Source organism: Paracoccus sanguinis, from assembly GCF_900106665.1.
Lineage (GTDB): Bacteria > Pseudomonadota > Alphaproteobacteria > Rhodobacterales > Rhodobacteraceae > Paracoccus > Paracoccus panacisoli.
Map to the genome: position 1 here is coordinate 559,725 of NZ_FNNA01000002.1, position 17,733 is coordinate 577,457.

13 protein-coding genes, 1 tRNA gene and 2 pseudogenes are annotated in these 17,733 nt (G+C 61.4%); 10 read left to right on the plus strand and 6 right to left on the minus strand.

Annotated features, from left to right (window positions below; genetic code table 11):
- Positions 1–3: 3 nt before the first annotated feature.
- A complete protein-coding gene (locus BLW17_RS09215) occupies positions 4–399 on the minus strand; it encodes a hypothetical protein (RefSeq protein ID WP_036735876.1) in 396 nt (131 codons plus the stop codon).
- 239 nt (positions 400–638) lie between these two features.
- On the opposite strand from BLW17_RS09215, the gene leuB reads away from it, so the two are divergent.
- The 4 genes and pseudogenes from leuB to BLW17_RS09240 all read left to right on the plus strand — a co-directional run bounded on the left by leuB (position 639) and on the right by BLW17_RS09240 (position 4,467).
- Positions 639–1,784 (plus strand): 3-isopropylmalate dehydrogenase, encoded by a 1,146-nt coding sequence (leuB, locus tag BLW17_RS09220; RefSeq protein WP_036737109.1) that lies wholly within the window; start codon positions 639–641, stop codon positions 1,782–1,784.
- Between the two features lie 276 nt (positions 1,785–2,060).
- Positions 2,061–2,137 (plus strand) — tRNA-Pro (locus BLW17_RS09225).
- 264 nt (positions 2,138–2,401) lie between these two features.
- On the plus strand, positions 2,402–2,950 hold the full coding sequence (locus BLW17_RS09230) for a GNAT family N-acetyltransferase (protein WP_074826469.1): 549 nt from the start codon (positions 2,402–2,404) through the stop codon (positions 2,948–2,950).
- Between the two features lie 370 nt (positions 2,951–3,320).
- Positions 3,321–4,467: pseudogene (locus BLW17_RS09240) on the plus strand (IS3 family transposase).
- Between the two features lie 113 nt (positions 4,468–4,580).
- Here BLW17_RS09240 and BLW17_RS09245 read toward each other — a convergent pair.
- The 4 genes from BLW17_RS09245 to BLW17_RS09260 are packed head-to-tail and all read right to left on the minus strand — an operon-like array spanning position 4,581 to position 9,139.
- Positions 4,581–5,972, minus strand: a complete 1,392-nt coding sequence (locus tag BLW17_RS09245) for an SAVED domain-containing protein (RefSeq protein ID WP_231572704.1) — start codon at positions 5,970–5,972, stop codon at positions 4,581–4,583.
- Between the two features lie 23 nt (positions 5,973–5,995).
- The gene (locus tag BLW17_RS09250) at positions 5,996–6,457 is read right to left on the minus strand and encodes a Mov34/MPN/PAD-1 family protein (protein ID WP_036730786.1); all 462 of its coding nucleotides are present in this window, start codon (positions 6,455–6,457) and stop codon (positions 5,996–5,998) included.
- Complete coding sequence (locus BLW17_RS09255) at positions 6,435–8,129, minus strand: ThiF family adenylyltransferase (protein WP_074826475.1); 1,695 nt, start codon at positions 8,127–8,129, stop codon at positions 6,435–6,437. The genes BLW17_RS09250 and BLW17_RS09255 overlap by 23 nt, the downstream gene beginning before the upstream one ends.
- On the minus strand, positions 8,126–9,139 hold the full coding sequence (locus BLW17_RS09260) for an SMODS domain-containing nucleotidyltransferase (RefSeq protein ID WP_074826478.1): 1,014 nt from the start codon (positions 9,137–9,139) through the stop codon (positions 8,126–8,128). Before BLW17_RS09260 ends, BLW17_RS09255 begins: the two co-directional genes overlap by 4 nt.
- A gap of 318 nt (positions 9,140–9,457) precedes the next feature.
- Here BLW17_RS09260 and BLW17_RS17365 point away from each other — a divergent pair.
- A pseudogene (locus BLW17_RS17365) lies at positions 9,458–10,218 on the plus strand (IS5 family transposase).
- A gap of 348 nt (positions 10,219–10,566) precedes the next feature.
- On the opposite strand, the gene BLW17_RS18110 reads toward BLW17_RS17365, so the two are convergent.
- Entirely contained in the window at positions 10,567–10,857 is a 291-nt protein-coding gene (locus tag BLW17_RS18110; protein WP_074826485.1) for a helix-turn-helix domain-containing protein, read from the minus strand.
- Between the two features lie 590 nt (positions 10,858–11,447).
- Here BLW17_RS18110 and BLW17_RS09280 point away from each other — a divergent pair.
- The 5 genes from BLW17_RS09280 (at position 11,448) to BLW17_RS09300 (ending at position 17,726) form a co-directional block, all read left to right on the plus strand.
- Positions 11,448–11,690: a helix-turn-helix domain-containing protein gene (locus tag BLW17_RS09280; RefSeq protein ID WP_036730790.1), complete on the plus strand. Its 243-nt coding sequence runs from the start codon at positions 11,448–11,450 to the stop codon at positions 11,688–11,690.
- A gap of 415 nt (positions 11,691–12,105) precedes the next feature.
- Positions 12,106–12,627: a TnsA endonuclease N-terminal domain-containing protein gene (locus tag BLW17_RS09285; protein ID WP_197055243.1), complete on the plus strand. Its 522-nt coding sequence runs from the start codon at positions 12,106–12,108 to the stop codon at positions 12,625–12,627.
- Entirely contained in the window at positions 12,627–14,768 is a 2,142-nt protein-coding gene (locus tag BLW17_RS09290; protein ID WP_081969029.1) for a Mu transposase C-terminal domain-containing protein, read from the plus strand. The genes BLW17_RS09285 and BLW17_RS09290 overlap by 1 nt, the downstream gene beginning before the upstream one ends.
- The gene (locus BLW17_RS09295; protein WP_036730791.1) at positions 14,761–15,717 is read left to right on the plus strand and encodes a TniB family NTP-binding protein; all 957 of its coding nucleotides are present in this window, start codon (positions 14,761–14,763) and stop codon (positions 15,715–15,717) included. The genes BLW17_RS09290 and BLW17_RS09295 overlap by 8 nt, the downstream gene beginning before the upstream one ends.
- On the plus strand, positions 15,717–17,726 hold the full coding sequence (locus BLW17_RS09300; protein WP_081969030.1) for a TniQ family protein: 2,010 nt from the start codon (positions 15,717–15,719) through the stop codon (positions 17,724–17,726). The genes BLW17_RS09295 and BLW17_RS09300 overlap by 1 nt, the downstream gene beginning before the upstream one ends.
- The last annotated feature ends 7 nt before the right edge of the window (positions 17,727–17,733 follow it).

Consider the following 17,733-nt stretch of genomic DNA (forward strand, 5'->3'; position numbering starts at 1 on the left):
GGCCTACTGGCTCGCCGCCGCCCCGCCCGCGCCCATGCCCTTGAGCCGCGCGACCAGCGGCGCGGCGGTCGGGCCGATCCGGTCGCAGGCTTGCGGGTCGTCCAGCAGCTTGAACGCCGGGCCGTAGACCTGCTTGTCATAGGCCGCCGCATCCAGCCCGAGCTGCGCGGCCAACTGGTCGCCGGTCCCGGTGATCAGCGTCCAGTCCTCGTCGTCGAGCGCATAGGCCGGGCAGTTCGAGGTGATGACGTTCACCTGCGCCAGCTCGGACATCAGCGCCTTCGCCTCGGCCGCCGGCATCCCCGAGGTGTCGGGCAGCGGCACGCTGACCCCGCCATCGGCCAGCGCGGGCCCCGACATGAGCAGCATCGCGATCAGGGCGGCGTGCGTGGGTTTCATGGTCGGGTCTCCTTGGCTCGTGCCGGTCGTGCGGCGCGTGGCGGTCTGCGGCGTCCGGGGTCGCGGGCGCGTCGTCGGGGGTGATGGGACGGGCGGCGCGCCGCCCTCGTGGCGCCGCCATACCGACCCATGGGCGGCCGGACCGCAAGCCAAATGGCCGTGAACTTGACCCAGCGTCGGGGCACGGCTACGCGAGGTCCGACATCCGACACCCCCAATCCGCCATCCCCGGAGGCCCCATGTCCCCCACCCCGTCCCCCAGCGCATCCCAGCCCTATTCCCTGCTCATCCTGCCCGGCGACGGCATCGGCCCCGAAGTGATGGCCGAGGTCCGCAAGGTCATCGACTGGTTCCAGGCCAACCGCGGGATGCGCTTCGAGGTGTCCGAGGATCTGGTCGGCGGCGCCGCCTACGACAAGCACGGCGTGCCGCTGGCCGACGCGACGATGGACAAGGCCCAGTCGGTCGATGCCGTGCTGCTGGGCGCCGTCGGCGGGCCGGCCTATGACAACCTCGATTTCTCGGTCAAGCCCGAGCGCGGCCTGTTGCGCCTGCGCAAGGAGATGGACCTGTTCGCCAACCTGCGCCCGGCCCAGTGCTTCGACGCGCTGGCCGACTTCAGCAGCCTCAAGCGCGAGATCGTCGCCGGTCTCGACATCCTGATCGTGCGCGAGTTGACTTCGGGCGTCTATTTCGGCGAGCCGCGCGGAATCCACGCCCATGACAACGCCGACAACGAGGGCGGCCGCGTCGGCATCAACACCCAGCGCTACACCAGCGGAGAGATCCGCCGCGTCGCCCGCGCCGCCTTCGAGCTGGCCCGCAAGCGCGCGAACCGGGTCTGCTCGATGGAGAAGGCCAACGTCATGGAATCGGGCATCCTCTGGCGCGAAGAGGTCCAGTGGGTCCACGAAAACGAATACCCCGACGTCGAGCTGACGCACATGTACGCCGACAACGGCGCCATGCAGCTGGTCCGCCGCCCGCAGCAGTTCGACGTGATCGTGACCGACAACCTCTTCGGCGACATCCTCTCGGACGCCGCGGCGATGCTGACCGGCAGCCTCGGGATGCTGCCCTCGGCGTCGCTCGGCGCGCCGATGGAGAACGGCCGGCCCAAGGCGATGTACGAGCCGGTGCACGGCTCGGCCCCCGACATCGCGGGCCAGGGCAAGGCCAACCCCATCGCCTGCATCCTGAGCTTCGCAATGGCGCTGCGCTATTCCTTCAACGAGGGCGCCGCCGCCGACGCGCTCGAGGCCGCGGTCGAGAAAGTGCTGGCCGATGGCGTGCGCACCGCCGACCTGATGGGCCCCGAGGGCGGCACCCCCGTCTCGACCGCCGAGATGGGCGACCGGATCGTGGCAGCGCTGGCCGCCGCCTGATGACGAGCCCGCCCGGTGCTTGCGCCGGACGGGTCAACGTTCGGGGGGCCGCCCGGTCGTTCGGCTGGGCGGGTCAACCTCCCAGGGGTGCCCGCCGGGTCGCCGGGCGGGTCAACGTCTGAGGCTGACACCTCCGAGCAGGGCGGGGCGCCCTCGGGTCACGACGCGCTTCCTCCGCCCCGCGACCCCCGACCCCGGCACCGCGATTTTTCCCCGCCCTCGCGCCGCTAACCGCTTGCAATCCCCCCCGCCACCCGCTACCTGCCCCGTCACGGTCGGAGCGTAGCGCAGCCTGGTAGCGCACCTGCTTCGGGAGCAGGGGGTCGGAGGTTCGAATCCTCTCGCTCCGACCATTTTTCCCCGTATTGATTGCCACGATAGTTGTCCTTTTTGGACACTATCTTGTCCCAACGGGACTAGGCTCGATGGTCGCCTCCGGCAGCTCGATTGACCGCCGGTTCGGCCCATCGCCCCATTTATCCCGACTTCAGGCGCCGCGTTGCGGCGTTGCCCGACCTGCCATTCGCCGCGGTTGCTTGATTCATTTCGCGACCGGGGCCCGCTTTGCGGGACCTAGCTGACGTTGCTCGCTGTCGGAAACCGCTTATGATGCTGGCATGAACGATGCTTATCGCCTTCCCGAAGAGTATCAGACTGACCGGTATCTACTGAGGCGGGTGGCTCCAGATCACGCCGAGGCCATCTTCGATAGCTACGGGACGGATGTAATCGCAACCCGTTACCTAGGCTGGAAACCGCATCAGCTTGTCCAGGAGACAAGGGCGTTTCTTGTGCAAGTGATGAAGGAATGGGATGACGGTACGGGCTTTCCCTTGGTTGCCTTTGATCGTGAAGCGCCGGATGAACTGATAGGCATGTTTCACCCCCACTTGCGGGGATCGACCGTGGACTACGGATATGTGCTCAGCCCAGCTAGCTGGGGGATGGGCTGTGCCACCGAAATCATGCAATGGCTTGTTGAGCACGCCTTAAACCATCCGCACATCCACCGAGCCGAAGCCTTCTGCGATGTGGATAACGCTGCATCAGCGCGGGTGCTGGAGAAAACCGGTATGGCTTTCGAAGGAGTGCTGAGGCGCTACTTCCTGCACCCGAATATCTCTGATGCTCCACGAGACTGCAGAATGTATGCGAAGGTCCGTTAAAGGCTCGAAGCTGTCATGCGGCAATGCGATAAGGTCTTCCTCGGGGCCGGCGCAATCGCGGCGGCGCAGTCGGCCCATAGCCGCCGGTCGGCCCCGCCCAATGCTGCGGGGCGGCAATCCCCGGAGCAGTCAGTCAGTCAGTCAGTTTTGCGGCAAAATACTCGATCTGTGGTAGCGATGCGGGAACAACTCGCCGGTTGCAGTCAAAGCATCAGAACCAACTACGTTACACAGCTCAATAGGCCGACAGGGGGGCGAGGGGGCTTTCCTTTAGGTCAGGCGCTAAGGTGTATATCGCGGCACTGCCTGGCCTGCTGCCGGTTTCGTGGACACGAAGATAAGATCGTGACCAAGGAAACGGAGATCGGACATGGTGAGACGGAAGTTCACGAAGGAGTTCAAGTTTGAGGCTGTGAAGCTGGTGACGGAGCGTGGCGTTGCGGTGGCGCAGGCAGCCCGGGATCTGGATCTGGCTGAGAGCGTGCTGCGACGTTGGATGCGGGAGGCCGCAGCGGCCCCTGTCACGGCGTTTCCCGGCAATGGCCAGCAGCGTGCCGAGCTGGCAGAGATCGCAGTCCTGAAGAAAGAGGTCGCCAAGCTCAAGGCGGAGCGTGACATCCTAAAAAAAGCCGCGGCATTCTTCGCGAGGGAAGCGACTTGAGGTTCGCCTTCATCACGAAGCACCGCCATATCTGGCCGGTCAGCTGGCTGTGCGAGGTTCTGGAGGTTTCGCGTTCGGGCTTCCATGCATGGCTGAACCGCCCTCTCAGCGACCGAGCGATCCTTGATGCGAAGCTCGTCACGGCCATCGACACGAGTTTCAAGGCCAGCGACCGGACCTATGGCGCCCGCCGTGTCTGGATGACGTCCTTGAAGAGGGTCTGATCTGCGGCCTTCATCGGATCGAGCGGTTGATGCGCCAGAACGCATTGAAAGCACGCCCAAAACGGCGCAGAAAGCCCCAGGACGACGGCGAGCGCTCGGTGATCGCCGACAACGTCCTTGATCGTGATTTCGAAGCGGATCGCCCGAACCAGAAGTGGCTGGCCGATTTCACCTACATCTGGACCGCCCAGGGCTGGCTCTATGTCGCTGTTGTCCTGGACCTGTTCTCCCGCCGCGTGGTCGGCTGGTCGATGAAGGCCGAGAGGGATGCCACGCTGGTCATGGATGCCCTGATGATGGCCGTCTGGCGCCGCGGCAAGGCGGACGCGCTGCTGCATCACTCGGACCAGGGCTCCCAATACACAAGCGAGCAGTTCCAGCGCCTGCTGGCCCACAACGGCATCAACTGTTCCATGAGCCGGGCCGGGAATGTCTGGGACAACTCGGCCATGGAGAGCTTCTTTTCGTCGCTGAAAATCGAACGGACCAACCGCAAGGTCTATCGGACCCGCGACGAAGCCCGTGCCGACGTGTTTGACTACATCGAGCGCTTCTACAACCCGCGCAGGCGGCACTCGAAGCTCGGCTACATCAGCCCCATGGAATTCGAGGCCCGCGCTATGCTAGCTTAACTTGCTGTCCAAGAAACCGGCAGCAGCTCAGCCGGCTACGCCCGCGCCGAGGGCAATTAGTACCGACTAGCCCGAGGGCAAACGCAATGTCGGTCGCGCGTGACGTTTCGCCTTCAAATCAATGCAGTAGGGACGTAGCTGCGCTTTGACATGACAAACTCGTGCAATTGTGTCGGTGCTACCGCATTCCAGCGGTGACCAAGCGCGACAGCGAGTGCCGCTGGCCCAGCGAAGTAGAGCTGAACCCCTTGTGGGCGCAACCTGGCAACCGCAATGTCCACTGTACGCTTTATCACCGAAACAGCAGCCTGTGCGCTCTTGGCTGATGAGATTGGCTCTTTAAGGTACATGGCCAATACGGACTGAGCGGGAATGCTGGCAGTCTGCTCGAGATCGGCAGAAGGGTCCCGCAGAACACCCACCGAAACGATGAGTTGATCGCCATGAAGAGCATTCGGCTCTGAGATCCTCCACGGTTGCTTCATGTCAGGTGAGGGGCGTTCGTCGGTTGCCCAGAAACCGTCGCGTGTCGGGATGTCCAGTTCGAAACCAACCGCGGATCGGAAGGCGTGCCCGATCGCCATCGCTGTCGTCAATCGATAAGAGCCGCTGAGAGTGATGCGGGGCACAGACTGCCATTTCAGCCAGTTCGAGGTGCGGCTCAAGGGGGCGAGAAGATTGTCTGTCCAGTCTGCTTGCGACGGGAATGCCCCATCGCCTCCGGAAAATGGACTGGCGTTGATCTCAAGGCTTTCTCCATTCACCTCATTTCGATCAGAACGGATATGCAAAGGAAATGTCTCGGGGAGAGGAAGCGGGCGACCAATGGCACCCTCAATGGTCTGGCAAAGGATAGCGCGCGCGAGCGGTGCACCTATGGAGCGCCGAGCCAATAAGCTGAGCGCATCAAACGCCGCAGAAACGCGCTTTTGAGAGACCTCAAGTGTGGGAAAGACCCGATCAAGTTCCAGGCGAAACATAACCACGGCAGCATCATGTGCAGGTAAATTGCGTTCGCTGATTTCAACAGAAGCGGCCACAAATGCCCCAAGGGCGTCTCCGTAGGTATCCATCAGCTGCTTTTGCAGTTCGGCGTCACTTGCCGCCATGACATCAGAAAACGGAGCGTAGAAGGGGCGAGCCCTTCGCACACGTTCAGGATCGCGGGCTAGCCAGCTGACAGTTGGCGGCAGTCGCGGTGTCACCAGGGTTTGAACGCGTGCTGCGCTCGGATAAGCAGCCTCGAACTCGAAAAAATTCTGAAGCACCGCCCGCACATCCGCAGGTGCCAGCGCACCGACTTTTGCCTGATACCGCTCGAGCAGACGCTCTCTGGGTGCGTGAGGTGCAAAGAACCGCGCTTCCAGATCTTCCAGACCCTCAAAGATCATCTCTTCGAAAGCTGGATTGGCCAGCCACGCTGGCAACCGCACTAAACCATCCCATAGCTGATAGTCAAAGCCATCCTGGGCGATTATCCCTCCCATCCCTCGGGCGTCGGTCAAGGCGGGTACGGTGTCACTATTGCTCAAGTCTGGATCTCCAATGTTATTGGTTCTTCTGCGCCTTGCGGGTCGAAAACCCATGCGCCGGCGGTGAGCCGCCCGACATCCAGCCGCACGATCATCATGACCGCAAAAGAACCAGCAAACTTCTCATCGTCGACGATGCTCCGCATGGCGGCGATATCAGGGCCACTGGGCCGTATCTGGAAGCTCGGGTGGCTGTGCCACTCTCCGATATAGTTGTACCGCGTGTACCGATGCTCGGTCCTGTCGAAGAAACGAACGGCGTCTTTGGCAGCTTGCATCAGATCGACGACGAACCGCGCGAAGCTGCCAGGACGTGACTGGACGGACAGCTCAGTTACCTTAAAGTTTGATGGTGCCAGCTGTTCGCCGAACAGTTGGCCCCCTATTTCTTTCACGCCCGCGTGGCCAAGCGCGGCGACGAGTTTTTCGGCCTGGTCAGCCGCCAGCGCCACCTTCATTCGCCCTCTCCTTATACAGGTTGACCGCGAACGAGATCGCTTCCGGGACTTCTTCCGGCGCGGTCCGCTCGCCGCGTTCTCCGACGTTCAGGCGAATTGTGTGTCCGTGCCCATCAAACAGCCACTCTTTCCTGTAGCCAAGCAAAAGCCAGGCAGAATCCGGCGAGGTAGGAGAGCCGTCCAGAATGTCGAGTATTGTGCGTGCCCCATGCCCGGCTGTCATGGTGACAGCTGCGTCATCGGCGACAATGGGTTCGCCGCCGGCGTCCAACATTTCGTAACGACGTGTCCCGGCCCCAGGCGGTTTGATGCCCTGAGCATCGCACCACGCCAGAAACGTTGCACGCCCTTCAACGAAGGGAGGATCTCGCGGGGCGATGCAGGTTGCAATAGCAGCGCCGATTCCACCTTCGAACACTTCGACGGACACGAAAGCGCGGCCATTGGCCTCAGCCACTGCGGCAAGAAAAAGGCTTGTTGCAGGATCGCCAGTCGCATCAAGGATAACATCCCCTCCGGACAACACTTCTACTTGCCATGCATGTGTCTTTGCAGATCGCTGCCAATTGAGGTTGGTATCGATAACTTGAATATCAGCGCCGGGAACGATGTGAAGAAGATGACGCCTCAAGCCATGGACTTTGCGAAACCCCACGTCACGCCAGTCCAGCACGTGGCGCTCCAGATTCCCGGGCAGCATCACATCACCGTCAACGAGGGTGAGATGGTGAACGCCGGAGCGCAACAGCGTTTCAGCGATTTTCGACCCCACCGAACCGGTACCCACAATCGTCACGCGCTTTGACATCGCGCCCTCGGCGCGTGCGGAACGTGCACCGAGTTCGTCTGGCAGAACGAGCACATGCCGCCGAAAGGTTCCCCCGTCCTCTGTGAGATGAAAGATCTCGACCTGCTCACCTGCCCGAAATATGACGACTGCAGCCGTCGAGGCCTCCACGATGGCGGCTGTCATAAAATCGAAAGCCGCTGCGCGAACGAGCCCAGCACGATCCAGTGCCCGCGGCGCAGGGGGAGGATTTTCAGAGACATATACCGGTATGGCGGTACGCCAACTATAGAAATCGGCGTCCGGTGGGCGCTGCATGAGGCTTCGATCCGCCTCATCATGAATCATGATAGGCCAGAGATCGTCATGAGCGAACCAACGCACCGCGTTGAGGCCAACCGCGGCCCCGTCTCGGATCCGTGCGAGACAGGCGGCACCGATCAAAACAGGAAATTCCCACCAACCATAGGCCTGCAGCTCGCCAATATCATGCGCTGAAGGCGCGCGGGCCTCGCCTCCTCCAAGCGGGTTCTCAATGCTGAGCAGATTATAAGCACTGCGCAGCACATCGGCACCCGTGGCCGCAGCGTTCCAGTTGTCCGGGCGAAGCTCGAGGCACAGCGTGCCCGTTCCATATTGATGGGCGCTCCAACGTGCCTCACCCTGCGGTTCAACCCACGCGGGCACTTCAGGATACTGATCCGGGTAAATCAATCGGACCGGATATCGGTGGCCATGCGCAGTCAGGACGCCTTCCGCACAGAACATTTTCTCATGGAAGCGCCAGCGCTCTAGGTCAAACCAGCCCTCATCGCCTGCGAGGGCCTCAACGGCGGCGATCTCTGCCGCCAGTCTTGCTGACTCGAGAAGCCACCAGAATTTCAAGCGAAACCACGGGGTTTGTTGACTGGAGCGGCCATTGAATTCGGGAAGGTATATCCGGCGCCCACGGGCGCTGCTGCTGCGAAGCCCCCATAGTTTGCTGCCCTTGCCGGGTTTGCCGTGTATTTGAAGCGGTCACCGAATACCCGACGCCAAAGACGGGTGGCCTCATCCAAGTCAGTTGCATCCTGCGCTCGACGAGCGACGTCGGCATAGACACGAACCTTTTCGATGAAATCTTTCCACTGGGCGACGGTCACCTTTCCGAGGATGTCATTCGATGGATCGGCGGGGTCCGCAATCACCGGCTTCTGATTGTTCACTGCCATCCAAGCATATGCGCTGTATATGTCAGCCAGCAGTTGCGCGAATGCCTCTCCGTAATGCGTCTCGGCCGTTGGCGCATGCCGGGCAGCCAGAACCTCGAGCACGAACCCCTTCGGGCGACGGCCACTCGGGTTAATCCGGCGCCACCACTTGAACAGCTTCACAAGTGGTTTGAACCGACCGCCGAACCTCTGATTCTGGTTCGTACTCCAGTCGGTATGAACGGGAGGGTTTGTGAACTTCCAGGTTCCAGTGTCACGATCAGGGATCATGTAACCGTTCCAGGTGGACAGGACCGGAACAATATCCATATCGGCCTGCCATGTCTCAACACGCACCGATCGCTTGTTGATCCGCTCTACTGGGTAGCCGTTGCCACCATCCAGCAGAGAACGGCTGATTTCCCTGAGCACATTGTCGGGATGATCGTTGGTTGTGAAATTGGTTACGACGATGATGTCCACATCAGGGCGCTCGACGCCTTCAGCGGTACTGCGGGGTCGGATAGAGGTGCTACGCGCATAGCTTCCTGACAGGAAGCTGGAAACATACCTGTCCTTGAACTGAGCTTGAGTTCGCAGATGGTCCCGGATCCCAGTGTGCCCGCCTGAAGCCCTAGTCTTCGTTGTTTGACTGGGCTCGATATCATCGAGCAATTCAGTGAAGCGAGCCTGTGGAACCGCCATACCACCCCCAAATGTTCTTTATTCGTTCAATATCGGAGGAGCGAAGATCAAAAACAAGGGGGCTTTTGACGTCAAACTACAAGATGTGGAGCAGTCCCAGAAGATCTTATTGTCATGTGATTGGGGCTTTGCTGTCCATGTGATCGAGCCCTCGGGCAGGTCGGCGGAAGGCCCCGGGCGAACGCGCGCCGGGTTCTCCGCCCTCTGGTAGCGAGCCCAACTGGGATCTAGGCCGTGTTGACAAAAGGGATTCACAGTCTCCGTTGAGCGTGATTCAAGCTGGTATCTGCGATGGAGACCAGCTTGGCATGAGACCTGATGTCGGACGATGAGTGGGCGTTCCACGAGCGCTTCATCTTGGCTGTCCGGGCCCCGAACGGACGCAAACCAGTGAACCACCGCCTTGTTCTGGATGGTATTTTCTGGATTGCGCGGACGGGCTCGCCATGGCGCGACCTTCCCGAACAGTTCGGCAAGTGGTCGTCCGTCTATCGTCAGTTCCGACGCTGGACGCTGGCCGGGCTGTGGGAGCAGATCCTTGATGCGCTGAACGAAAGCCGGATCGTGCCGGACGCGCTGCAGATGATCGACAGCACCGTGCTCCGCGCCCATCATCAGGCAGCGGGCGCAAAAGGGGGACTCCGCGGCAAGGTCTCGGCCGCTCGCGCGGTGGCTTCACGACCAAGATCCACCTGCGGGTCAACGCGGCCGGCCTGCCCATGAGGACCGAGATCACGCCGGGCCAGACATCGGACTACCTCGGTTTCGATCTGGTCATGGCCGACAATCTGCCCGAGCCGTCGGTCCTGCTCGCCGACCGCGGCTACGACTCTGACAAGGTTCGCAGAACCATGGAGGCACGAGACGTCGTGCCGGTGATCCCGATGCGAAAGACCCGAAGGCTCCGCGTCGCCGTCGACCGCAAGCTCTATCGCCTGCGCAACCTGGTCGAGCGCTGCTTCAACAGGCTGAAGAACGCTCGCCGCGTCGCAACCCGCTACGACAAGACAGCCGAGAGCTTCCTCGGCTTCATCGACATCACATCAATCCGCCTATGGTTCCGCCATTTGTCAACATAACCTAGCTGCGATTTGCCCGAACGGCCGCTCTCCCAAATTTGCCGCAACTGCCATGCTGCGGCGCCGTCAGACCGCTTTCCGTCCAATGCGGACATTCGAGGGATGCTCTTGGAGCGTGACTGATGGTAACAGATCCTATGACCTCCCTAGACAACACCCGATTATCACCAACTGAATGACTGGCCCCTGTATGGTCCCGCCGATCCAGAAATCTGCCACTTCGTCGATCTCCTCGCTCGACAGCACGGACTACGGCTGCACGAAATTGAACAGCTAATGCTGCGTGCCCTGAGAGAGCGGGCGGATCAGGAACTGCCCACCGAAAGGACATCGTCTACCTGACCTTTGTCAACTCACGGCTTTCCTCGCCGTGTCCCACGCGATGCCGGCAGCAGTGGCCGCAGCGTTGACCGAGTTTGTTTGTTCAAAAACGCGAGCGACCAGATCTGCATCATAGCGTTGACGAGTATTTGCCGGTGGCACGTCACGCCCCGTCCGCTTTATCCAACGAGAGATGGTATCTCGGCCGACCCCATGTCGACGACTGAGCTCTCGGATCGAGATGCCGCTATCCCATTCAAGGGCTACATTCTCATACACATTCACTCCAGCGCGTTTGAGCGCGCTGATGCCCGCCATGCAACTTAGGCCAAGATCGGTGGAGAAATCATCTATTGATCGGACGCAGATATAGTGTTCACGAAGCGTCTTTGAATCGAGTAACGGTCGTCTTGGAAGCCCTTCATGGCAGCATTGACCGAGAATCCTGGATGCAAGGCGTCGCGGCAAAGGTCTTAGGCACGCCTTCGCGGCAGAAAACTCTGCAGCTCGCCGTGCAAGCTGCTCCGGTGAGAGAAGTTCACGTCGGCGCCGAGACGGAGCAGGCTCTCTAAACGGTTCCTCAGAGTGGGTATTCAATGTCTCGGGCGCTTCGAATGCTACGTCGGTCGACATTGATGGGCAGCCCACCGATGGCCCATGACTTGCCGTGTTGCCTTCGGTCATACCCTCGCCCCGTGGCTAGCCAGGATTTTGTTCAGGACCTCTGCCCACTGCACCACATCTGGTGAACGCGCGCCAGCTAGAATTATCGCCTTCTCATTTTGGCCGGGAGATCAGCCGGCCAAAAACCAAAAAAATCACAAGATAGACCCGAAGCACTTGCTCCCGAATCAGTGTCCGAATCACTGTCGATCGAGCAAAGACGCAGTCCAAGGACTTGCACCGTCATGAAGGTCGACCTGCAAAACCATGAGATCCTCAAATGCCGGCTGCGCCTGGTGGGTTCCTCGATGGCTGCGATCGCCCGGACGCTCGGCATCTCCCAGAGCAGCGTCACTGTGGTCAGCCAAGGATATCGTCGATCTCATCGGGTTCAGCGGGAGATCGCGTGTCAGCTCGGAACGACACCGCAGCAGCTCTTTCCCGATCGGTATGAAGCAGAGGAGGGATTGCCCGACCAGCATAGCTGACACGGGAAATGAAAAAGGGGCACCTGCTGCAAACAGGTAAGCCCCTCTTAGATGTCGATTGAAGCCCGACATCTATTCATCCCCCGAGTCGAACAAAAAGTCAACCTGCCGGACGCTCGGTCCGGCAGGGCTGTTCAACACATCCACAAAAAGGGGGAGACCGCACCGCCTGGTCCCGGCAGCGGGCAGGACCGTGCGCTCCAGACATCATGAAATATGACCTGATCCACCAGGCTCCGTCGCCGTGCGCGAATATGCAGGCCGTCGAGCCTACCTTTACCCGCCCTTGCCAAGCAGGGCGACACGCACACCATTCCCTCGCTCCAAGGCCAGCAGCCGGGGCCATATCCCCGCACACACACCGGCTGACCCCCGACGTCGTATCCGCCATTTCGAGAGCAAGCTCGAACAGAAGGTGCTTTACTTGCTGCTAGCTCGTTCCGATATCGCTGATATCTGGGACCAGCCGCCGCCAATAAACTATGTCGATGAGGATGGTCGGCGGCACCCTCATACCTTCGACTATCTGGCCACTCTGACCGACGGCCGACGCATCGCGATTGCCGTGAAACCAAGCGCCGTCGCTGAGCGCCAAGGCTTTCGAAACACACTCAAGCATGTCAGGGCATCGACGCCGCTCGCCTATGCGCATGAGGTGGTGCTGGTAACCGAGCGGTCCTACACGCCTGCGGCAGCTCGAAACGCCGAAAAGCTGCACGCTTTCCGCCGAACCGCCGATCCAGAGGCAGATCGCGCTATCGCTGGTCTCGTCTCGACACTGAACAGCCCCATGACTGTCGCAGAACTTGTGTCCAGGTCGGGCCTGAGCGGCAGGGGTTTCCGGGCTGTCTTCCGCGCGATCTTTGCTGGCGTCCTTCGCGTCGTCGATGCGGGCGACATCCTTCCATCAACCATCATCACGCGGGAGGCACTTTGATGGCGCAACATTTTCGACTGTCCGAGGCCGATTGCCTTGAAATCGCTGGCACGCAACACCGCCTGGTGCGCTCTGACAAGGCAGGCTCGATCTGGGCGAGGATCGATGAGGACGAGATCCGCCTGGAATTTACGACCGAGGAATTCCTGCGCTGCCTGGCGGGGCCGGATACACGGCTCAAGCGCGGCCATTTCTCGGACAAGGCCGCCCTTCGCCGACTGCGCTGCGATGTCAGCTACCTGAACACTTGTGACACAGAAGCGCGTGCTCAAGCGTTGTATCGGGAAGCTTGGGCAAAAGCCTTCCTACAGGCGGAAGCCGCCGGAGAGGTACGGCGTTCCAACCGGTCCATCAACCGCGTCTTCGACTTGCTGGAACAGCGCGTCACGGCAGCAGAAGAACGTGGGCAAGATGTCGGGAGAACCCCGCGCGCCGGTCAGTCACTGGTTCGGCGGCGGCGCCCTTGCGTAAAAACTCTGCTTCGATGGGTGAGAGAGTACGACGCTGCCGGTCACACGCCTCTAGTGTTCTTGCGTCGCCGGAAGCTTGATCTTCTCCGCGGCAAACTCATGGGAGAGTCAGAAGCCGTGCTTGCTGAGTGCGTGGCGAGTTATCTCGACCGCAACCAGCCCACCCAGCAAGACATCGTCAACGAGGTCGAGGAGCGGTTCTCTGCAATCAACGCAGCGCGCCGCGAGGCCGGAAAGCCGCCGCTGCCTCAGCCTTCCGCGCGGACGGTCCGGCGCCGGATCAAGGCGCTCGACCCCTTCGAGGTCGAAGCTCAGCGTAAAGGCATTGAGTCCGCCCGACGCAAGTTCGGCTTCTACGAAGAGGGGCTTCGCGCAGATTATCCCCTGCAGCGCGTCGAAATGGACGAATGGCTGATCGACGTTGCCAGCATGTTCGGGGAAAGCGGTGCACTCGATGGCCTGCCCCCAGAAGCCAGGGCAATGCTGGAAGTGGGGCGGCGATGGATCTATGTCGCGCTCGATTGTGCAACACGCTGTGTCCTCGGGTTCAGGATCGTCGCCACGCCGAACACGGAAGACGCGATCCGGACACTCCACCTGATCACCCAGGACAAGACCGCCCTCGCCGAAGCTGCGGGATGCCAAAGCCGCTGGGAACAGGCGGGAGGACTCGACATCCTCGTCACCGACCAAGGTTCCGCCTTCGCCGCAGAGCACTTTCGGATGACCGTCGTTGACTTGGGCTGCACTTACGAGGCGCCGCCTGCCGGCGTCCCGAAGCTGCGCGCACGGATCGAACGGCTGTTCCGCACGTTCGGCCAGCAGCTGGCTCCGACGCTGATTGGCCGCACCTTTGGCAATTCAGTCGAACGAGGCGACTACCCTTCGGAAAAATGGGCGGCGCTGACCGACGACGAGCTGGCCCAGATTTTCACGCTGTTCATCGTCGATATCTACCACAACACCCCGCATTCGGGTCTCAAGGGGGAAACACCTGCCAACGCCTGGAAGCGTTTGTCGGCCGAGCAGGGTTTGACACCGCCGCCGGACGCCAACACCCGTCGCGCAGTGTTCGGACTGCCCCACACCCGTAAACTCGACCGTCATGGCGTCCGGGTGTGCGGGATCAACTACACCTGCCCCGCCCTTCAGGATGCTTTTCTGCGCGGCCTGACTGGCGAAATCTCGCTTCGCCTCGATCCCGAAGACCTGACCCATATCTCGGTCTGCATCGGGCACGAATGGGTCAGTGCGCAGGCGGTTCCGCGGGCAGTATGGGGGCTGTCGCTGGACGAGTGGCAGTCCATTGTCCAGGAGCTGCGAACGCGGTTCAAGTCTGAAGCCGTCCTCTCGGAGGAGATCATCCGGAAGGCGCGTAAGAAGATTCGTGCGATCGACGCGCGAGCCCGCCAGCTGCGCCGCGTTCAACCCACCAAGGTTGCGGACGGCGCCCTGCTGCGCGCCGAAAAGCAACTGTTTCTTGGCCTCCGGATCGGACCCGACAAAACGGCAGCCACAGGCGATCTGGATCAGCCGAAGGGGCGAAAGCGCCCTGGGCCTGACGACCTCCTGGGCGATGTCATCAAGAGCAACACGCCAGTCGGCCCGGCGCCGACAGGATCGGCGGCTACCCCATCCACCACCGACGAGGAGTGGGATTTCAATGACTGACCACGCGAACATTGCGATCGAACAGCGGCTTGCACCCGCGCGGGCGATTTTTCTCAAGAACCCGGCCCACCGGCAGTTCGAGCAGACATTCACCGAGCTGCTCGATCGACGTCGCGCAGAGGTCGCGGCGGGCATCCAGCGCGAAGCCCGCTGCATCGCCCTCATCGGGGCGTCAGGAAGCGGCAAGACCTCTGCGGTCAGGTACCTGATGACCCATCATCCCGGCCTCGTGCTCGACGACAGCGAGAGCGAACGGCTCGATATCGTCAGCTTGGCGGTGCCCACCCCCGCGACGCTGAAGTTCGTGGGCCAGACTACCCTCAGCGCGCTTGAGTTCCCCTTGCAGCGGGAACGCACCGCCCAGACGATCTGGGATATGGTCAAAGGGCATCTGCGCGCCCGCCAAACGCTCTTTCTGCACTACGACGAGGCCCAGGACCTCGCGCTCCACCAAACGGAGCGCGAGCTGAGGTCGGTCGTGAATACCTTGAAATCCCTGCTTCAGCACCAGGCATGGCCTGTCGGCTTGATTCTGTCCGGGACTCCGGAACTCAAGGCGATCATCAATCACGACGTTCAGCTGGCGCGAAGGGTGTTTCCGATCGAGTTTGTTCGCCTGGATGCGTCTCTGGACTGTGGCCGTGTGCTGACGCTTCTGTCGCGCTATGCCGAAGCCGCCCGTATCGAGATTGCACCGGAGGTCCTCCATCAGGATTTGGCAGCACGATTAATCCATGCTGCAGATCGAGAGTTCGGAATGCTGATCGAGATGACCATAGCGGCCATGGAGTGCAGCATCCGAGACGACCGAGGCACGCTGGAAATCCGCGATTTCACCCGGATGTTTCGCAAGCGATCGGGCTGCGTTGACTGGCTGAACCCATTCGTGGCCGGAGACTTCGAGCGGATCGAAGTGCGGCGCCTGCTCTGCAATGGGGAAGCCGCCTGATGCGGCTCGGATTGACCCTGCCGGCATCGCCAAGGGAGATGCCGACGTCTTTTCTGTCGCGCCTCGCCGCACGCAACCTCTACCTCTCCGCCGCGACTTTCGCGGCGGACGTGGGCCTGGAAGTAAATGCGATCGCCTGCGGCGATCCCGACGCGGTGCAGCAGTTGACCGATCTGGCCGGCCTGCCCGCCGACAGCTTTGCCAGGAGCACCGTCACCAAGCCCAACTCAATGCGCTACCTCATCGCAGGCGAGGCGCTGCAGACAGCAACATTCGACAGGGGGGCGGGGCATGTCTGCCCACACTGCCTGACCGAAGACATGGCCCGCGATGGCGCCCTCTGGGCTGCGGTCCACCAGTGGCACTGGCAGCTTCGACACATCCTCACCTGCTCAAGGCATCAACGCCGGCTTGTGGTCCTGCCGGCATCTGGCGCCGAGGGACGTTATGACTACGTCGCAGCGGTTAGAGCCAATCCAGATCTATGGAAGAACGAACCTACCGATCCAACGGTGCCCCCCCCGACCGCCCTGGAAACTTACCTCTCTCATCGCTGTTACGGCGAGCAGCTTCCGTGCTGGGCCGACCAACTCGGAATCCCCGCGCTTTGCCGCGCATCCGAGCTTCTTGGCCTGCTCATCGAGCGGGGAGGCCGAGCAGCATTCCGCGATGTGACGCCCGAAGGACGCCGTGTGATGGCAGGTATTGGCTTTGCAACACTCGCGGCAGGCCCGGCGTCCATCCGCGCTGCGCTGGATCACGTGCGGAGCAGCGATCCAGAGATGGCCGGCAATCAGCCGCATCCCCAGTTCGGTGAGTTCCAGCGCCTGCTGGGCTCAAACTGGAAAAACAGCAGCGAGTTCGGTCCAATCAGGGATATCGTCCGTGACTATCTTGTCGATCACTTTCCTTTTGCTGATGGCGCAGATGTGCTGGGCGAGACCCTGCCGAAGCGCTGCCTTCATAGCCTGCATTCCGCCCGCAAGGTCATAAGGCGGCGCATGCCTTTCTTCGAGGACGCCCTGATCGAGAGGGGTCTTGCGCGACGCCGAGCGGACAAGAGCTTCGAGTTGCTGTCCGCTCTCACCGTCGAGCTTGTAGACGAACTGCGCGTCGAACGGCAGAGCCTTCTGCTCGAGAAGGAGGCGGCGAGGTGCTTCGGCCTGACCGTGGAGTCCTTCCGCACCCTCGTGAATGCCGGGATTGTCCCGCACCGGACGCATGTGCGGCCCCACAAGCACCGGCAGTTCTGGCAGCATGAGGTCGACGCGGTGTTGTCCCGATTCACCACGCCGATGATCGCGATAAACGAAATCGGGGATGAACACCTCGAGAAGGTGACGCGCGCCACCGTCCGGGCCAATTGCTCGCTGGCTGAAATTGCCGATGCCCTGATGTCCGGCAGGATCAGGCCAGCCGGTGTGCTGCGCGGCAAACGCCGGTTCGACCATATTCTCATCAATGTCCCGGAGCTCAAGGCGGCCCTGCCAAGGGAAGCTGTTTCCGGACTGCCGCGCATTGCCACCTTCAGGAAGCTGCGGATCACCAATGCCACACTGAACTGGCTGCTAGCGGAAGGTTTGCTTCGATCGGATCACGCGCGCTCCCCAGACAGCCGCCTGATCATCGAGATGATCGACAAAGACTCGCTGGATCGGTTCCAGCGGGATTACGTCTCGCTCGGAGAACTCGCTTATGACAGCCCCACCAGTCCGGCAGCGCTTTATTCACGCCTCAGGAGCGCAGGTATTGCAGCGTTCCTGGATCATAAACCGCTGAGCCGAATCTATCGACGAGCCGACCTGCCGATCAATGTCGAGGCCGTCATTCAAGTGTCGCTCATGGCACCAGCGATCCGTTCGTCGGCAAGGACCGGCGGTGCGAGCCAAGGTGCCACGACGGACAACAGGACAAGACTTCCGCCGCTGGAGATGAAAGGCGACACAGGGATCGACGCGGACACACGTTGCGGGACCCTGCAGCAGTTTGTAACCTCGCCCCAAGTATGAAGGATCG